We start from the raw sequence: 16,055 nt of genomic DNA on the forward strand, positions 1-16,055 counted from the left end.
GAGACCCCTTGCCGCCGTCTGTTCGGACATCAGAATGCCCGTCATCGTACTGACGCCTCAGATGAGTTGGAGCAGACCACGGAGAAGGTCGCGACTATCGGCCGGATTCGGGCTGTCGCTCTGAAGCTGACCCACCACCCGCTCGTACTGGCCGACTTCCTCCGCCTTGTCGAGGTACAGGGCTCCCGTCAGCTGTTCCACGTATACGACGTCCGAGAGGTCCGATTCCGGGAAGCGCAGCATGGTGAACGCTCCGCTCTCACCCGAGTGCCCACCGAAACTGAACGGCATGATCTGAAGAGTGACATTCGGCCGCTCCGAGATGTCGATCAGATGCTGGATCTGACCGCGCATCACTTCTCGGTCCCCGTAAGGGCGTCGGAGCGCCGCTTCGTCCAGTACGCAGTGGAAGCCGGGCGCACGCTCGGAGATGAGCAGCTTCTGGCGTTCGAGGCGCAGGGCGACACGGCGCTCGATGTCGGCCTTGCCGGCGTCCTTCATGCCGCGCGAGACGACCGCGTGCGCATAGGCCTCGGTCTGCAACAGGCCGTTGACGAACTGGACTTCGTAGACGCGGATGAGCGATGCGGCGCCTTCGAGCCCCACGTATGTTTGGAACCAGCCAGGCAGGACATCCGAATAACTGTGCCACCAGCCGGTGAGGTTGGCCTCTCTGGCGAGCGAGAGCAGGGCGACCCGCTCGGCATCGTCGGTGACGCCGTACAGCGTCAACAGGTCCTCTACGTCCCTGGACTTGAAGCTCACCCGTCCCAACTCCATGCGGCTGATCTTCGATTCGGATGCGCGGATCGAGTAGCCGGCCGCTTCACGGGTGATACCGCGCGATTCCCTCAGGCGCCTGAGTTGCGAGCCAAGGAGCATGCGCCGTACGACCGAGCCGCTCGACTCCCCTGCGGTCACTTCGCTCAACCCTCCCCATCACTTGGAAGCCAGCAGTCTGCCATTAAACGCTTCAGGCCGTACTCGTTCGGTTACAGAAACGGAAAGACTTCGGAAGTCCTCCACAAGAAGTCGTAGGAAGAAATGGGCGAGAAGTAGCACGGGAACTAGCAAGTCCGGCGCGTGCACGTGCATCTGCCCTTGCATCTGCTGTACGCATTCGGAACCATGGACCGCGCGACGTTGCTGTACCACCGTCGGACCGAGTTGTACCCGCATCACTGCCGTACCCGCGTCGCTGCTGCATCCGCGTCGCTGCTGTACCCGCATCACTGCCGTACCCGCATCACTGCCGTACCCGCATCACTGCTGACCGCATCACTGCTGCATCGCACCACCGCTCCATCGCTATGTACCGCGAAACCGGGGAGTGCCTCGCATGGGGACGAATGGATCGACCATGCTCGAGCCGTTACGGCAGGGGCTTCCCCCACTCGACCCCTCAGCGGTCTCCAGCGCGGCCTCCTGCTCCCTGCCCGCCCGCTATGAAGCGGTCAGCAGCGCACGGCAGTTCACCCGCAAGACGCTGTGTCAGTGGGAACTGGAAGAGCGCTTCGACGACATCGCCCTCGTCGTCTCCGAACTGGTCACCAACGCCTTGCGGCACGCCCTGCCTTCGGATATCCCTCGCGACCAACGGCCGCCGGTGCGGCTGCACTTGATGTGCTGGGCCTCACGTCTGGTGTGCGCGGTGCGCGACCCCAGTGACGACAGTCCGGTCGCGCGCGAGACGGACGACGACTTCTCCGCCGAGTCGGGCCGCGGCCTGTTCCTGGTCGACTCGTTCAGCGACAGCTGGGGCTGGCACCCGCTCGCGGGCGCGCTGCGGGGCAAGGTCGTGTGGGCGTTGTTCCAGCTGGCTTAGCGGGGCCGGGCCAACTGCCGTGGGGCGCTGACCAACCACAATGGGCCCGGGCCAACTGCCCTGGTGCGCTGACCAACCACAATGGGCGCTGACCAACCACGATGGGCGCTGACCACCTGCCGTGGGGCGCTAACCACCTATCAGGTGGTCGAAATCCCCGTCTTTCATCCCGAGCAGCATCGCCTCTATCTCGGCGCGCGTGTAGACGAGCGCCGGACCGTCGGGGAACCGCGAGTTGCGTACGGCGACGTCGCCGCCCGGCAGTTTCGCGAACTCCACGCAGGCACCCTGCGAGTTGCTGTGCCTGCTCTTCTGCCAGACCACCCCGTGTAGCTCCGTGGCGGCCATGCCGTTAAACACGTGGTGCACAGTCGCTCCCCGGTGGTGCAGTACCTGATGTGGTGGCCTTAGATGCAGTGGTCAACTGTCTCGGATCATAGCTGTGTTCACATGCCGATGCATGGGCAGATGCACGTGCACGCCGGGTGTTCCCTTGATTACAGCTCTGTCAGCATTCCTGTCAGCATTCCCGTCAGCACCTGCCCACGTCCCCGCATGACATGCGAACACGTCCCCGCATGACATGCGAACACGTCGCCGCATGACATGCGAACGCGTCGCCGAGCGGGCACTCCGGGCCGGAGCTTCGCGAGCCAAGTAGGCGCATCAAGTTCGCGTACTTAGTTCGCGCACTTACGCCTTGCACTTAGCTCGCGTACTAAGAAAAGACGCACACCGCGCCCTTTGTGTTCCAACGTTCAGGTAATGGACCGGATGAATCTCGGCCTGCGGCCCGTTCAACAAAAAGCAGGACGCTCCCTGTGAGGTGAACAGGGAGCGTCCTGCTGGTCTGGGCTGGGCTGGCCTGGCCTGGTTCGGGACGGCACGCTTCAGCGAGCCGAGCCGTACGGCAGCAACGCCATCTCCCTCGCATTCTTGATCGCGCGAGCAAGGAGTCGCTGCTGCTGGGCGCTGACCCGAGTGACCCGCCGGGAGCGGATCTTCCCCCGGTCCGAGATGAACTTTCGGAGCAACTCCGTGTCCTTGTAGTCGATGTACGTGACTTTCGCCGGCCCCAGCGGATTGGGCCGCGGCTTCTGGACGCGTGGGGACGGCTTGCGGGGGGACATTCAGACCTCCAGGAGGGTGTCGAAGGCAGGGGGCAGGTGTTTCCAGGCGTCGCGCCCCGCGGCGTACTCCTCGTCGGTCAGGAGGCAGGATTCGAGGACCTCTTGGAGGCCCTCGCGGTCCAGGCCCGGCGAGGTGAAGACCAGGTGCTGGCAGCAGTCGCCGTGCTCCGGATGCCAGTCGAGGGCCGCCGCCGCACGCCGCACCGGCGGCACCATCTCCCACGCCGCGTCCGGCAGCGAGGCCAGCCACGGCCCCGCGCTCTCCACGCAGAGCGCACCGCCGGCCGCGTCCCAGCCGAGGAGCGTGTCCGGGTGGTCGGCCAGCCAGAACCGGCCGCGGCTGCGGGCCGCCGCGCAGGTCAGGTCCTCCAGGGCCTGGTAGAGCCGCTCCGGGTGGAAGGGCCGTTCCCGGTGCCATACGAGGGTGGCGACCCCCGCTTCATCCGCGTCGGTCGGCAGCAGCGCGCAGGAGGGATGCTGGGCGGCGGCGGCCGCCTCGACGTCGAATCCGGCGAGCGCGGCGCCCGCCAGGTCCCCATGACCGCTGATCGGGACCTGACGGGCGGTCGGGTGGAGCTGGGCGAGGAGTGCGCGATCCTCGTCGTCGGCTTCGGGAGAGTCCGCGACGGCGAGCACGGGCGCGTACTCCAGCTGGCGCGCCCAGGTGTCGGCGACCGTGCGCTGATCCGTGGCGGCCGCGGCCAGCCCGGCCTCAGCGAGGTCGTCGCCGTTGCCGAGGCAGGGCAGCAGGAGGGCCGGGTCGACGGCCGTGATCACGCCGCTCAGCCGCAGCCCTTCGCCCACGTGCGCCGTGATCACCTCGGCCATCGCCTTGGGCTCGACGGAGTCCCACAGCTCGACGACCGCGAGCCGCGTGAGACCGGAGTCCGCGAGCCGTTCGAGCTCGGGCACCAGGTCCTCGCGCAGGGCACAGCACGCACAGTCGTTGACCAGCGGCGCCTCTCCGGTGGAGAGCACCCCGGTGGCGTCGCGCACCGTACGTACGACTGTGCCGTGCTGCACAGCTGTCGCCAGGTCGTGATGGAGCGCCACGCTCCCCGGAACGGTGGTGAGGAGCCGCGCGACGGCCTCCTTGCGGGCGTCGGAGTGCAGCCCGCCGACGATCGCGATGTCCATCGGCCCCCTCGATCCCCTCGGTTCCATCGGTTCCATCGGTTCCATCGAGCTCACCGCGCGCCGTATCGGCGTTCGAAGCGCTCCACGCGGCCCGCGGTGTCCAGGACCTTGGCCGTGCCCGTGTAGAAGGGGTGGCTCGCGGAGGAGACCTCGACGTCGATGACGGGGTAGGTGCGCCCGTCGTCCCACTCGACCGTCTTCTCGCTGGTCGCGGTGGACCGGGTGAGGAAGGCGAAACCGGCGGACTTGTCGCGGAAGACGACGGGGCCGTACGGCGGGTGGATGTCCTTGCGCATCGAGGTCAGCGCTCCTCTCGGAAATCGACGTGCCGCCCGACGACCGGGTCGTACTTGCGCAGCGTCACGCGTTCGGGGTCGTTACGGCGGTTCTTGCGGGTCACGTACGTGTAGCCGGTGCCGGCTGTGGACCGGAGCTTGATGACGGGGCGGAGTTCGTTGCGAGCCATGCCACTAGTGTATGAAAATGAATCCCGTTTTCAAAACGGTTCCACAGGGGATCTCGTCCCCACGACCGAGAGGTGCGTCACCTTGTCCGCCCACTGCCAGCTGACCGGCGCCACGCCGGGCTTCGGCAACCAGATCTCCCATTCGCACCGGCGCACGTCACGCCGGTTCGACGTCAATGTCCAGCGCAAGCGCTACTGGCTGCCGAGCGAGGGCCGCCACGTACGGCTGCGGCTCAGCGCCAAGGGCATCAAGACCGTCGACTCCATCGGCATCGAGGCCGCCGTCGCCAGGATCCGTGCGCGTGGAGTGAGGGTCTGATGGCCAAGAAGAGCAAGATCGCGAAGAACGAGAAGCGGCGCGAGATCGTCGCGCGGTACGCCGCGCGGCGGGCCGAGCTGAAGGAGATCCTCCGCAGGCCCGGCACCGGTGAGGCCGAACGGCGCGCCGCCCAGGCCGAGTTGGCGCGACAGCCACGGGACGCGAGCGCGACCCGCGTACGCAACCGGGACAGCGTCGACGGCCGCCCGCGCGGTTACGTGGGCAAGTTCGGCCTCTCCAGGGTGAAACTGCGTGACCAAGCGCACGCCGGATTCCTCCCCGGAGTGCGCAAGTCGTCCTGGTAGCTTGGCGCGCGATTCACCGACCTGATCCGACTGCCGTGATGCGACTGCCGCAGAGCGTCGTGTAGGGGGACTTCAGTGCGCATGCACGTCCGGAACGTACGTATCGGTGCCGCGGCCGCGGCCGCGGGTCTTGTCGCCGCGCTCGTCCTGACCGGTTGCAGCAGTGACGGCGGCGATGGTGGGGACGGCGGCGACGCGGGCAAGGACAAGGGCTCGGCGGCGACCTCCGCCGGGGCCGACGGGAGCGACGGGGCCGACGGGAGCGGCGGATCCGATGCGCCGGACGAGGGCGGCGCCAAGGGCGGCGGCTCCGAGGGCAGTTGGGTCGCCACCGCGGACGGGAATCCGCTCGCGCTGGTCATCGCAGGAAAGCAGGCGACGCTGCTCGGCGAGAACGTCCTGTGCAGTGGGACCGCCGGCGGCGAGACGCTCGACCTCAAGTGCGCCAAGGGCGAATCGGATCGCACCGATGGCACGATCGAGTCGGTCGACAAGACGTCGATGACGGTCTCCTGGCAGGGTGCGGGCAAGGACCAGTTCAGGAGGACCGAGGGCGGGAAGCTGCCGGAGGGGCTGCCCACGGCGGGGCTTCCGCAGTCCTGAGGCGCGGTGCCTGAGGTGCTGAACGACTAGCGGGCCGTGGGACCTTGTCCGGGGTCCTGCGGTCCGCTGTCTGTTGGTGCGTCCGCGCCCGGGGTGGCTTGTGTACCTGTTTCCGAACCGTCCACCAGCATGGGCGGCGGCGCGGTGTCGAGGGCGTCCGACAGTTCCTGGAGGGTCGCGAGGAGGAGGGACGCTCCTCTGCGTACGACCCGGTCGGGGACACCGTCGCCGTCCCACGCGTCGAGTGCCTCGCGTACGGCTTCCCACTTCGGGACCCGGCGTTCGCGTATCGCCTTCGCGCCGTCCTCCGTCGACTTGCGCAGGGCTTCCGCGAGGTGGTCGGCGGCGGGGACGGGGGTCGCGTCGCGGTCCGGGAGGTGGGCCTCCATCAGCATCGCCACGCGGCCGAGTTGAGCGAGGACCTCCTCGGCGTCGGCGGCAGCGGCGCGGGAGAGGCCGCGGTGGCGTACCGGTTCGTGCTTGGCGCGGGCCACGGCTTCCTGCCAGGCGATACGGGCGTCGCGGGCGGCGAGGAGCGCCGCGCGGACATCCGGGCAGGAGCTTCCGGTGGGGTCGGCGTAACGGCTGACGACGGCTGCGGCGTAACGGCCGTCCGCCACCAGCCAGTCGGCCAGGCGGTTGCGCAGGCGCGGGGTCTCCCACGCCGGGTACACGGCGTACGCGATCATCGCGAGGACACCGCCGAGGAGCGTGAGTACGACGCGCTCCGGCACGGTCTGCGTCCACTGTTCGCCGCCCATCCCGAGCAGGAACACGACGTACGCGGCCACGCAGGCCTGCGCCGCGACCTGCCCCGTGCGCATCAGCAGATACATCATTCCGGCGCAGAGCACGGCGAGCGCCGCGGAGAGCTCGGTACCGGGGCTCGCCAGCTGCACCAGGCCCGTGGCCAGGGCGACGCCCACGAGGGTGCCGCCGAAACGGGCCACCGCGCGGGAGTACGTCTGCGAGAAGTCGGGGCGCATGATCATGACGGAGGCCATGGGGGCCCAGTAGCCGTGGCCGAGGGGAAGCCAGGTGCCCAGGAGGTAACCGGCGGCGGCCACCGCGGTGACGCGGATCGCGTGGCGGGTGACGGGGGATTCGTGGCGGCGGCGAAGTTCGGCCTTCATGGCGCGGAGGGCTGCGGGGAGCAGGGCGGGGAAGGTGGGGCGGAGGAGGGGGGTTGGGGTTGGGGTTGGGGTTGGGGCTGAGTTGAGGTTTGGGGCTGGGGCTGGGGTTGCTCCCGTTGTTTCTGTGGTCTTTGTGCTGTCGGCTGTTCCTGTGGTCTTTGTGCTGTGGGCCGTGGCGGTGAGGGCCGCGGCCTTGTCTGGGGGCTTGCCTGCTGTTTCGACCACGTCGCGCAGTAGTGCGGCCAGGCGTTTCGCCGCTCTCTGTGCCGGGCCCGTGAGGATCGCTCCGGTGTCCGGGGTCTGGAGGGTGGCCACGGCCGCGGGTGGGATCTTCACCGGTTCGCCCTGCCGGATCGCCCTGGCCGCCGCGTCCAGGATCGTGCCCGCCGCGGCCAGGATCTCGCGTACGCGATCGCGCTCGGGGCCCTCTTCCGGTACGCCCACCGCCGGGTCGGCCAGGGAGGCGAGTACCGGGCGGATGCGTTCGGCGACGCCGCGGGCGCCGTGGAGTTCGGCGGGGCGGCTACGGGCCTGACGCGGGGTGACGGTCGCCGCGTCGCGGGCCGCCATCAGGGGTTCCGGGTCGAAGTCGGCGTGGGGGTCGTGGCGCAGGCGGCGGGCGTAGTCGGCCTCGGCCGCGAGCGCGTCGGCGAGGGCGTCTCGGTGGGCGCCCCATCTGCGTACGGGGAACAGGACGACGAGGGCGGCCTGGACCGCGCCGCCCACCACCATCATCGCGGCGTGGCCGGCGGCGGCGGCCAGGGAGCCGGGGAGGGTGACCGTGACCAGCATGATCGCGACGTTGGACGAGGCGATGATGCCGACGGTCGGGCCCGCGGCCCAGCTCAGCCCCGAGAGGAAGGTCCAGAGGGAGAGGAGGGCGAGGAAGAGGAGGGTGTGGGAGCCGGTGAGGTAGCCGAGGAAGGTGGAGACGGCGAGGCTCGTGCCGGAGGCCAGGGCCAGTTCCGGGCGGGGCCGCCAGCTGCGCTGAAAGGTGGCGATGGCGGCCTGGAAGGCCCCGAAGGCCGAGCTGGCGGCTACGGCTGGGCCGAAGAGGGTGAGGCTCACGCCGATGATGACGGCGAGGCCGACCGCACCTCGGAGGGCGATGAGGGGTTCGAGGCGCTTCCGCTCGACGGTCAACCCCGAGCGGGTGGTCTCCTTCAGCGCTCGAAACCAGGTCACCCTGTGATGATACGGGGCATATCGGGCTTGGTTGTCGCTGTGTGGGTGCGTAGGGGGAGCTTGCGCCTGACTACTCGCCCTGCTCGCCCCCCCCTGCTCGCCCCCCCTGCTTGCCCTGCTCGCCCTGCTCGCCCTCCAGTCGATCCGGGTATCGGGCGGGCGGGCGGCAGGTGGACGGCGGCGGACGGCAGCAGGCAGCGCCCGCACCCCCTAGGCCAGGCGCCGCCGCCCCGTCCCCACCTGCGCCTCATCCGCCGCCGCGGTCCCATGGGCCCAGCCCTCATGGTCGGTGACGCCCCGCACCCGCGTGGTGGTCGTCTCCGGAAACATCCGCTCGGCGTGGGACGTGACGGCCACATCCCGAGCGGCGAGGACGGGCAACAGCTCCCCCGCGTCCGGGGACCCCACGGCGACATCCTCCGCCGCCGCGGCGAGACGTGCCCCGAGACGATTCGCATACGCCAGCAGGAACGCCTGCCGAAACGTCTTCGTACGCTTCCGGCCCCCCGCCCGCTGCCCGGCCTCCGCCTTCGTCATCGCGGCCGTCCCCTGCACGAGGAGCGAGGTGTGGAGAAGCTCGACCACCTCCAGGTCGGGTTCGAAGCCGACGACGGTCGAGAAGCCGTATGCCTCGTTCCACACCGCGCGGCAGCGATTCGCGGTGGCCACCGCGTCCAGGAGGATCGCCTTCGCCGTCTCGTACGGGGCGTCCACGCCGATACGGCAGGCACCCGGAGTGTCCTTGGCACGGGTACGGGACGCGAGCAGCGCCTCGTCGATGGTGTGCCTGGCCATCAGCTCCTGCGCCTTGGCGGTGAGCGCCTCCGCCTCATCGGGAAAACCGGTGGCCTCGGCCTTCGCCAGGAGGGCACGGATGCGGGTGAGGATGCGGGGCTCTTCGTGGCCGGGTGGCGGGGGCGCGTGGAGCGGACTGCCGGGGGCGGGACCCACCGGCTCGATCGCGGGAAGGCGCAGCAGAAGACGGTAGAGGGCGAGGACAGCGGTGGCCCGGGAGAAGCGATCCGACTTCAGTCCGTCCACGGGGGCGAGCTCGGCCAGCTGCGCCTGCCAACGGGGCGGCAGCGTGTCCCCGTACCGCCCGGTCTGCGTCGTGATCACCTCGGCGGCCAACCGCACCAGGAGAACCCGGTCGACTCCGTGGGCGGTGTCGTCCTGGGCGCGGCCGACCATGCGTATGACGTCCGCGGGCTGCCAGCCCCGCTCCCACGCGCGGCCCACCAGCTCCTCGCCCCTGCGCCACAGCTCCGCGTCGGCCTCCGGGGCCGCCGCGAGGAAGGACGCACCGGTGTCGAGCCCCTCGTCGCCGTCCGCGTACAACGCTGCCGCGAACGCCTTGTCGATCACCTCGGTCACCGGATCCATACGTCAAGGGTATGGCTGGCCCTACCCCCAGGACGCCGTCCAGTGGTCGTGCCCCGTAGGGCCGCAGACCAGTCGCGAAGTGCTGCAGCTCCTGAGGGAGTTGGTCGACGCCGAAGGGCAGACCACGGTGATGGTCACGCATGATCCCGTGGCGGCGTCGTGCGCGGACCGGGTGGTGTTCCTGGTGGACGGGCGGGTGGCCGACGAGGTGCTCGCGCCGGATGCCGGGGAGGTGGCCCGGCGGATGGCGGGTCTGGAGCCGGGTCCCGTGACCGCGGGCGCCGATTCGATGATCGCGGGTGGCCGATGATGTTCCTCGCCTCCCTCCGTACCCGCTGGGCCGGTCTGCTCGGCGCGTTCGTCGCTGTCGCGCTCGGCGTGGCGCTGACCGCCGCGATGGGGCTCGGGCTCGCCTCGACATTCAGCGCGCCGGAGCGGGAACCCGTGCGGTTCGCCGACTCCACCGTGGTCGTTATGGGACGGAACACCCTGACTGTCCCGGTAGAGCGCGACCCGAACACAGGCCATGTGACCAAGCCGCTTACTCATCCACACCCTGTGGATATCGAACTTCTGCGCGAGCTACGACGCCTCGGTCCTGTCCGGCTGGACGGCGCGAAGTGGGACGGGGCGAAGAGGGACGGGGTGGGCGTGGACGCTTCGGCCGATGAGGTGCGGGAAGTCGTCGGTGCGCGGGCCCGTGTCCTCACCGGGGGCGATCGGAGGCTGGCCGATGAAGCGGAAGACGGACGCTGAGGCCCCCTTCCACAGCAGGGCCCTCCCCATCCACAGGAGGCCCGTCCCTTCCACGACAGGACCCTCCCCTCACCCACCCCGGCTGCTCCATTCGCCCCTGCTGGTACGGATCGCCCGCCCATCCCCCGCCCATTCCCCGTCCACCCCACTCCACTCACCCCACTCCACCCCCGCAAAGCCCTCCGCGGAATTGTCAGTGGCGACTGCGAGACTCACTCACATGACAGAAAGGTGGGCCCTCGCCCCCACCGAGACCGGCGGCGCCACCCTCGCCCCCCTCGGAGGAGACGGCCTGCCCTCAGGACCGACCCTGCACGAGCCGGACCTCGCCAGAGCCGTGCGCGAGAGACCCGACACGAGCCGCTGGGTCTGGCGATCCACCGCCGAGATCTACCCCGCGCTGCTCACGGCGGGCGTCCGCGTGGAGCGGTGCTACGACATCGAGGACGCCGAGCTCCTCCTCCTCGGTCACGAGGGTCGCCTGGGCGAACCCCGCTCGGCCGCGGCCGCCTGGGCCCGGCTGCACAACGCCCCCGTACCGAACGACCCTCCCCCCAGAGCGGCAGCTCCCGGCGCCCAGGATTCCCTCTTCGAGCCCTCCCCCGTGACGTCCCTGCCCTTCGACGCCCTCCTGGAGGTGTATGCGGCGCAGCAGCGAAGACACGAGGCCGCCGAGCACCCCGGCAGGATGCGGCTGCTCACGGCGGCCGAGTCGGCCGGGATGCTGGTGGCCGCCGAGATGAACGTGGCGGGCCTCCCCTGGCGCGCCGATGTCCACCACGCCCTGCTCACCGAGCTGCTCGGCGAGCGGTATGCGGGCGGCGGCAGGAACGCGGGAGCGGCCGAGCCCCGCCGCCTCGCCGAACTCGCCGACGAGATCTCCACCGCCTTCGGCCGCCGCGTCCGCCCCGACCTGCCGAACGACGTCATCAAGGCCTTCGCGCAGGTGGGCATCAGGATCAAATCCACCCGGCGCTGGGAGCTTGAGGAGATCGACCACCCTGCCGTGCGCCCCCTCATCGAGTACAAGAAGCTGTATCGGATCTGGACGGCGCACGGCTGGAGCTGGCTACACGACTGGGTGCGCGACGGCCGCTTCCGGCCCGAGTACACCCCGGGCGGCACCGTCAGCGGCCGCTGGACGACGAACGGGGGCGGCGCGCTACAGATCCCCAAGATCATCCGGCGTGCGGTGGTAGCCGACCCCGGCTGGCGGCTCGTCGTCGCCGACGCCGACCAGATGGAGCCGCGCGTCCTCGCCGCGATCTCCCGCGACCGGGGCCTGATGGAGGTGGCGGGGAGCCACGAGGATCTCTACACGCGTCTGTCGGACCGCGCGTTCTCCGGCGACCGCGACCACGCCAAGATCGCACTCCTCGGCGCCGTGTACGGGCAGACTTCGGGCGACGGCCTGAAGAACCTGGCAGCGCTGCGCCGCAGATTCCCCGCCGCCGTCGCGTACGTCGACGACGCGGCGAAAGCGGGCGAGGAGGGCAGGCTCGTACGGACGTGGCTGGGTCGGACGAGCCCCCCGGCAGCCGGAGCGGGGGACTTCGACGAGGCGGGCATCCCGCAGGACGACCCGGCCGATCTCCCGTCCCAGGACGGCGAGTTCACTCCGGGGTACGCCTCCTCCAACACGCGGGCCCGCGGCCGCTTCACCCGTAACTTCGTCGTGCAGGGCAGCGCGGCCGACTGGGCCCTGCTGATGCTGGCCGCGCTGCGTCAGTCCATCGCCACGGCCGGTCTCCGCGCCGAGCTGGTCTTCTTCCAGCACGACGAGGTCATCGTGCACTGCCCGCAGGAGGAGGCGGAGACGGTCACGGCGGCGATCCGCGCGGCGGGAGACCTGGCGGGGCGCATCACGTTCGGCGAGACGCCGGTGCGTTTCCCGTTCACCGTCGCCGTGGTGGAGTGCTACGCGGACGCGAAGTAGCCCTCGCACAGGCCACGCGGACGCGAAGTAGCCCTAGCCCTCGCGCAGACCACCACCTCCTTCAACCCGCCAGCAGGCCCTTCAGCTCATCGACCACTTCGCTGCTGTCCGTGCCGTCCAGCGCCGCGAGGGCCGACCTCCACTGCGCATGCGCCTCCTCGGTCCGCCCCTCCGCGTACAGCAGGAGGCCACGCTGGTGACGGGCCAGGCCCGCCATGTGGGCGTCGGCCCGCTGCTCCGCGCGCTCAAGAAGGTCGGCGCACTCGCGCTCCGCGTCCCGTGAGCGGGACACCTCGCGCAGGGCGCGGACCATGCCGAGCCGCACCTTCGACTCGTTGTGCCAGTCCTCGGCCTCGCCGTGGATGCGCAAGCTCTCCTCGAAGTGCGTGAGCGCGATGTCCGGTTCGTCGAGGAGAAGGTGGGCATGGCCGATGTCGCAGTGCGCCTCCTGCCGGACTCCGGCGTGCGCGAGGGACTCGCCGATCTCCAGGCTCCGCTCGTGGTAGTCGATGGCGGTGCGCGCGTCGGTGTGCTCGTAGATGTTGCCGAGGTGGCTGAGGGCGAACGCCTCGCTCAAGGGGTCGCCCAGGGCTTTGGCCAGTTCGAGGCTCTGCCACAGCGCCTCGACGGACTCCTCGTAGCGGCCGAGGGCTTCGAGCAGGAGGCTTCGGTTGAGGACGGCACGGTGGACGAACGACGTGAGGTCGAGCTCGCGCCACAGGCCCAGGGCCTCGTCGATGAGGGCGAGCGCCGCGCCACTGCGCCCCGACACATAGCTGAGGCCCGCGAGGTCGGTGAGGGCCTGCGCCTCGGCCGCGGTGTCGTTCCAGCGGCGGGCGGCGGTCACCGCGAGGCGGTTCAGGAGGTCCGCCTCGGCGAGCCGGCCACGGCGCTTGAGGTACGAGAAGAAGCAGCGGACCAGTACGGGCAGGAGTACGGATTCGCGGCCATGCCGGTCGGCGAGCGCGATGACGTTGGAGAGCTCCGTGTCGCCCCAGGCGAAGGCGTCATCGCTGGACATCGGCGGTACGGCCGGGATCGGGGACACGTCGTCCGGGATCGGGGACACGTCGTCCGGGGCCGGGGAGGCGTCGGCGGGAGCGAGGGCGGGGGAGGGGGAGGGGGAACCGCCACCCCAGGCCGGAGAGCCACCGACGGGATCCGGGGAACACCCACCCCAGGTCTGCCTGGGCGGCAGCCGGTCGTCGACTCCCATCAGCCGGTCGTCCCGATCCAGCCCCTCCGGCATGATCGCCATCACCGTCTGCCGAGCCGACTCCGCGTACCACTGGAGCGCCGATTCCACGGCGTCCGCCGCCCTCGCCCCGTCCTGGTGAGCCGCCTCACGCGCGAAGTCACGTACGAGATCGTGCGGGGCGTAGCGCCCGTAGGCCGTCTCGTCCAGGAGCGCGACGTCGACGAGCCGGTCGAGCGCGGCCCCCGCACGCCACTCCTCCACGCCCAACAGCCGGGCGATGAGCGGGACTCCGTACGCCGGAAGGTCCAGCGCGCCGATCGCAGCGAGGGCGGCGGCCGCGTCCCGGTCGGACTCGCGCTCCGCCGTACGCAGCGACTCCAGAGCGACTGCCAGCGAGCGCCGCACGCTCAAGTCGTCGTGCTCCAGGTGGCGCAGGCGTCCGCCGCTCACGGTGAGGAGTTCGGCGAGGGCGTCCGGGGTGAGCGCGCGGCGGGCGGCGAGGCGGGCCGCGATGATCCGCAGGGCCAGCGGGAGGCGCCCCGCGAGTTCGACCAACGGGTGCCCCGCGTCGAGCCCCGCGCGCCCGGAGACAGCGCGCAGCAGGGCGATGCTGTCGCCCTCGGAGAGCGGCTCCAGCGGGAAACGTCCCGCCCCGTCGAGCGCGGTGAGCGGAGAACGGCTGGTGACGATGACCGTACAGCCGGGCCCCGCGGGCAGCAGCGGGCGCACCTGCGCGGCGGTCGCCGCGTCGTCGAGGACCAGCAGAGTGCGGGTGGGCGCGAGCAGCGAGCGGAGCAACGCGGCTGCGGCGTCCGGGTGTTCGGGGCTCTGGCTCGACTCGACCCCGAGGTCCCGGAGCAGGGCGGCGAGGGCCTGGGCGGGTGTGAGGGGCGTCATCCCCGGGGTGGCTCCGCGCAGATTGATGTAGAGCTGCCCGTCGGGGAAGTACTCACGCAGCCGGTGCGCGACGTGCAGGGCGAGCGCGCTCTTCCCCACGCCCGCCATACCGGACAGGACGGCGAGGGGCGGCCCGGCGCCGGGCACCCGCTCGTACGCGTCGCCGTCACCGTCACCCACATCGCCGCCGTCACCGTCGACCTGACCCGTGAGGAGCCGCGCCAGGGAGCGCACGACTTCTTCGCGGCCCGTGAAATGGGGTGGGGAGGGCGGGAGTTGAGCGGGACGGGTTGAGGAGGAAGCAGATGCGGGTGCGGATGCAGGTGCGGACGTGGATGCGGACGTGGATGCGGAAGCTGCTCGGTCGGAGTGGGTGAGAGAGGGCGACGCCTGTTCCGCCGAGGAGCCGGAGGCCAGACCAGCCCCCTCACCCCCCGCACCGAAGTCCACCGAGGCGGCCGCATCGAGCTCACCCGAACCGACCCCGGCCACCCTGTGCCCGCCGGAACCGACCCCGCCCACTCCATGCCCGCCGGAACCGACCCCGGCCACCCCGTGCCCGCCCGAACCAACCCCGGCCACCCTGTGCCCGCCCGAACCGACCCCGCCCACTCCATGCCCGCCCGAACCGACCCCAGCCGCATCAAATCGATCCGAGCCGAGCCCGGCGGCGGTATCGGGACCGGCCGCCGAGTCGAGTCCCCCCAAAGCCACCCCCGCGGGCTCCTGCAACACCTCTCGATGCGCCTCCCGCACGGAAGAACCCGGCTCCACGCCCAGCTCCTCCACCAGCCGACGCCGCAGCTCGCGGTGGACGGCGAGCGCCTCCGCCTGGCGGCCCGTGCGGTGCAGCACCAGCATCAGCTGTCGGTGGAAGGCCTCACGCAAGGGATACTCGGCGACCAGTTCCGCCAGCTCCGGCACGAGCCCTCCGCCACCGGCGCCGGTCGCCAGTTCCGCGTCGTACAGCAACTCAAGGGCGAGGAGCCGCGCCTCCTCAAGGCGCGGTACGAGGGCGTGGCCCCCCGCGTCAGCGGGCAGTCCGCCCAGCGGAGTGCCGCGCCACAGGGCGAGCGCGGCAGAGGCGGACTCCACACAGACGCCCCAGTCGCGTTCCGCGTGCGCGACCCGCGCCTGTGCGACCAACTGCTCGAAGACCCGCACGTCGAGTTCGCCGTCGGCCACCCGCAGCCGATACCCCGGAGGCACAGCCCGCAGCCGTTCCGGATCGTCGAGGAGCCGACGAAGGCGGGTCACGTGATTCTGCAGCGAGGCGTGCGCGGACGCGGGCGGGGTACCGCCCCACAGCGCGTCCTTGAGGGCGTCGACGGAGACCACCCGGCGCGGTTCGAGCAGCAGCGCCGCCAGCAGGGCCCGCCCCTTGGCGCTCTGTACGGGCTGCGGCTCGCCCTCGGCGTCGTACACCGCAGGCGCGCCCAGGAGTCCGAACCGCAACCCGTCGCACCGCACGTCCACGCCATCTCCCGCCAACCGTTGGCGTCATGTTAGCGATCGGTTGGCGGCCTCTGATGGGATGAATCCATCGGGCCCGGCCCCGCCGGTACTCGCGCTCAGCGCGTAACTCGGGGGAGTGTCACCGTTGCGGCCGGGCCCGCTCAGCTTCCGCGATGCACTCTCAACTTCCCGACGGGGTGGGGAAGTTGAGAGGCTCGCGGAATCATGGCCACAGCGCGCGAGACACCGTACGCAGGCGGGAAGCGCCGCCCCACGGGCCCCGGCCACATGCGTCGGCCTCCGAATTCCGGCACGAGGTGCTCACCG

At 70.7% G+C, this 16,055-nt stretch carries 15 protein-coding genes and 1 pseudogene; 7 read left to right on the plus strand and 9 right to left on the minus strand.

Features of this window, described 5'->3' with window-relative positions; translation table 11 throughout:
• Window positions 1-57: 57 nt before the first annotated feature.
• Window positions 58-921 carry a helix-turn-helix domain-containing protein gene (locus ACFVXC_RS06255; RefSeq protein WP_389902008.1) on the minus strand — a complete coding sequence of 288 codons (864 nt, stop codon included), beginning with the start codon at window positions 919-921 and terminating at the stop codon, window positions 58-60.
• Window positions 922-1,339: 418 nt separating this feature from the next.
• On the opposite strand from ACFVXC_RS06255, the gene ACFVXC_RS06260 reads away from it, so the two are divergent.
• Complete coding sequence (locus ACFVXC_RS06260; protein WP_389902010.1) at window positions 1,340-1,825, plus strand: ATP-binding protein; 486 nt, start codon at window positions 1,340-1,342, stop codon at window positions 1,823-1,825.
• A gap of 129 nt (window positions 1,826-1,954) precedes the next feature.
• Here ACFVXC_RS06260 and ACFVXC_RS06265 read toward each other — a convergent pair whose 3' ends face one another.
• From ACFVXC_RS06265 to rpmG, 5 genes are all read right to left on the minus strand, one after another.
• Window positions 1,955-2,194 carry a DUF397 domain-containing protein gene (locus ACFVXC_RS06265; RefSeq protein WP_383323480.1) on the minus strand — a complete coding sequence of 80 codons (240 nt, stop codon included), beginning with the start codon at window positions 2,192-2,194 and terminating at the stop codon, window positions 1,955-1,957.
• Between the two features lie 521 nt (window positions 2,195-2,715).
• Complete coding sequence (gene rpsR, locus ACFVXC_RS06270; protein ID WP_389902013.1) at window positions 2,716-2,955, minus strand: 30S ribosomal protein S18; 240 nt, start codon at window positions 2,953-2,955, stop codon at window positions 2,716-2,718.
• Window positions 2,956-4,092 (minus strand): CobW family GTP-binding protein, encoded by a 1,137-nt coding sequence (locus ACFVXC_RS06275; protein ID WP_389902016.1) that lies wholly within the window; start codon window positions 4,090-4,092, stop codon window positions 2,956-2,958.
• Window positions 4,093-4,142: 50 nt separating this feature from the next.
• Window positions 4,143-4,388, minus strand: a complete 246-nt coding sequence (locus tag ACFVXC_RS06280; protein ID WP_383267867.1) for a type B 50S ribosomal protein L31 — start codon at window positions 4,386-4,388, stop codon at window positions 4,143-4,145.
• Between the two features lie 5 nt (window positions 4,389-4,393).
• On the minus strand, window positions 4,394-4,558 hold the full coding sequence (gene rpmG, locus ACFVXC_RS06285; RefSeq protein WP_389902018.1) for a 50S ribosomal protein L33: 165 nt from the start codon (window positions 4,556-4,558) through the stop codon (window positions 4,394-4,396).
• 82 nt (window positions 4,559-4,640) lie between these two features.
• Here rpmG and rpmB point away from each other — a divergent pair, with 82 nt between their 5' ends.
• The 3 genes from rpmB (at window position 4,641) to ACFVXC_RS06300 (ending at window position 5,785) form a co-directional block, all read left to right on the plus strand.
• The gene (rpmB, locus tag ACFVXC_RS06290) at window positions 4,641-4,877 is read left to right on the plus strand and encodes a 50S ribosomal protein L28 (protein WP_389902020.1); all 237 of its coding nucleotides are present in this window, start codon (window positions 4,641-4,643) and stop codon (window positions 4,875-4,877) included.
• Window positions 4,877-5,182, plus strand: a complete 306-nt coding sequence (gene rpsN, locus ACFVXC_RS06295) for a 30S ribosomal protein S14 (protein ID WP_389902023.1) — start codon at window positions 4,877-4,879, stop codon at window positions 5,180-5,182. Before rpmB ends, rpsN begins: the two co-directional genes overlap by 1 nt.
• A gap of 81 nt (window positions 5,183-5,263) precedes the next feature.
• On the plus strand, window positions 5,264-5,785 hold the full coding sequence (locus tag ACFVXC_RS06300; RefSeq protein WP_389902024.1) for a hypothetical protein: 522 nt from the start codon (window positions 5,264-5,266) through the stop codon (window positions 5,783-5,785).
• A 26-nt stretch (window positions 5,786-5,811) separates the two neighbouring features.
• Here the strand turns inward: ACFVXC_RS06300 and ACFVXC_RS06305 are convergent, their stop codons facing one another.
• Together ACFVXC_RS06305 and ACFVXC_RS06310 are read right to left on the minus strand one after the other, a co-directional pair.
• Entirely contained in the window at window positions 5,812-8,103 is a 2,292-nt protein-coding gene (locus ACFVXC_RS06305) for an FUSC family protein (protein WP_389902027.1), read from the minus strand.
• Window positions 8,104-8,313: 210 nt separating this feature from the next.
• Complete coding sequence (locus tag ACFVXC_RS06310) at window positions 8,314-9,477, minus strand: DUF2786 domain-containing protein (RefSeq protein WP_389902985.1); 1,164 nt, start codon at window positions 9,475-9,477, stop codon at window positions 8,314-8,316.
• A 76-nt stretch (window positions 9,478-9,553) separates the two neighbouring features.
• Here ACFVXC_RS06310 and ACFVXC_RS06315 point away from each other — a divergent pair.
• From ACFVXC_RS06315 to ACFVXC_RS06325, 3 genes and pseudogenes are all read left to right on the plus strand, one after another.
• Window positions 9,554-9,796 (plus strand): annotated as a pseudogene (locus tag ACFVXC_RS06315) (ABC transporter ATP-binding protein); the annotation flags it as partial.
• Window positions 9,793-10,242 carry a hypothetical protein gene (locus ACFVXC_RS06320; RefSeq protein ID WP_389902029.1) on the plus strand — a complete coding sequence of 150 codons (450 nt, stop codon included), beginning with the start codon at window positions 9,793-9,795 and terminating at the stop codon, window positions 10,240-10,242. The pseudogene ACFVXC_RS06315 and the gene ACFVXC_RS06320, both read left to right, overlap by 4 nt.
• A gap of 220 nt (window positions 10,243-10,462) precedes the next feature.
• Window positions 10,463-12,178 carry a bifunctional 3'-5' exonuclease/DNA polymerase gene (locus tag ACFVXC_RS06325; RefSeq protein WP_389902032.1) on the plus strand — a complete coding sequence of 572 codons (1,716 nt, stop codon included), beginning with the start codon at window positions 10,463-10,465 and terminating at the stop codon, window positions 12,176-12,178.
• Between the two features lie 61 nt (window positions 12,179-12,239).
• Here the strand turns inward: ACFVXC_RS06325 and ACFVXC_RS06330 are convergent, their stop codons facing one another.
• Entirely contained in the window at window positions 12,240-15,749 is a 3,510-nt protein-coding gene (locus ACFVXC_RS06330) for a BTAD domain-containing putative transcriptional regulator (protein ID WP_389902034.1), read from the minus strand.
• Window positions 15,750-16,055 lie beyond the last annotated feature (306 nt).

The organism is Streptomyces sp. NPDC058257, assembly GCF_042881845.1.
Lineage (GTDB): Bacteria > Actinomycetota > Actinomycetes > Streptomycetales > Streptomycetaceae > Streptomyces.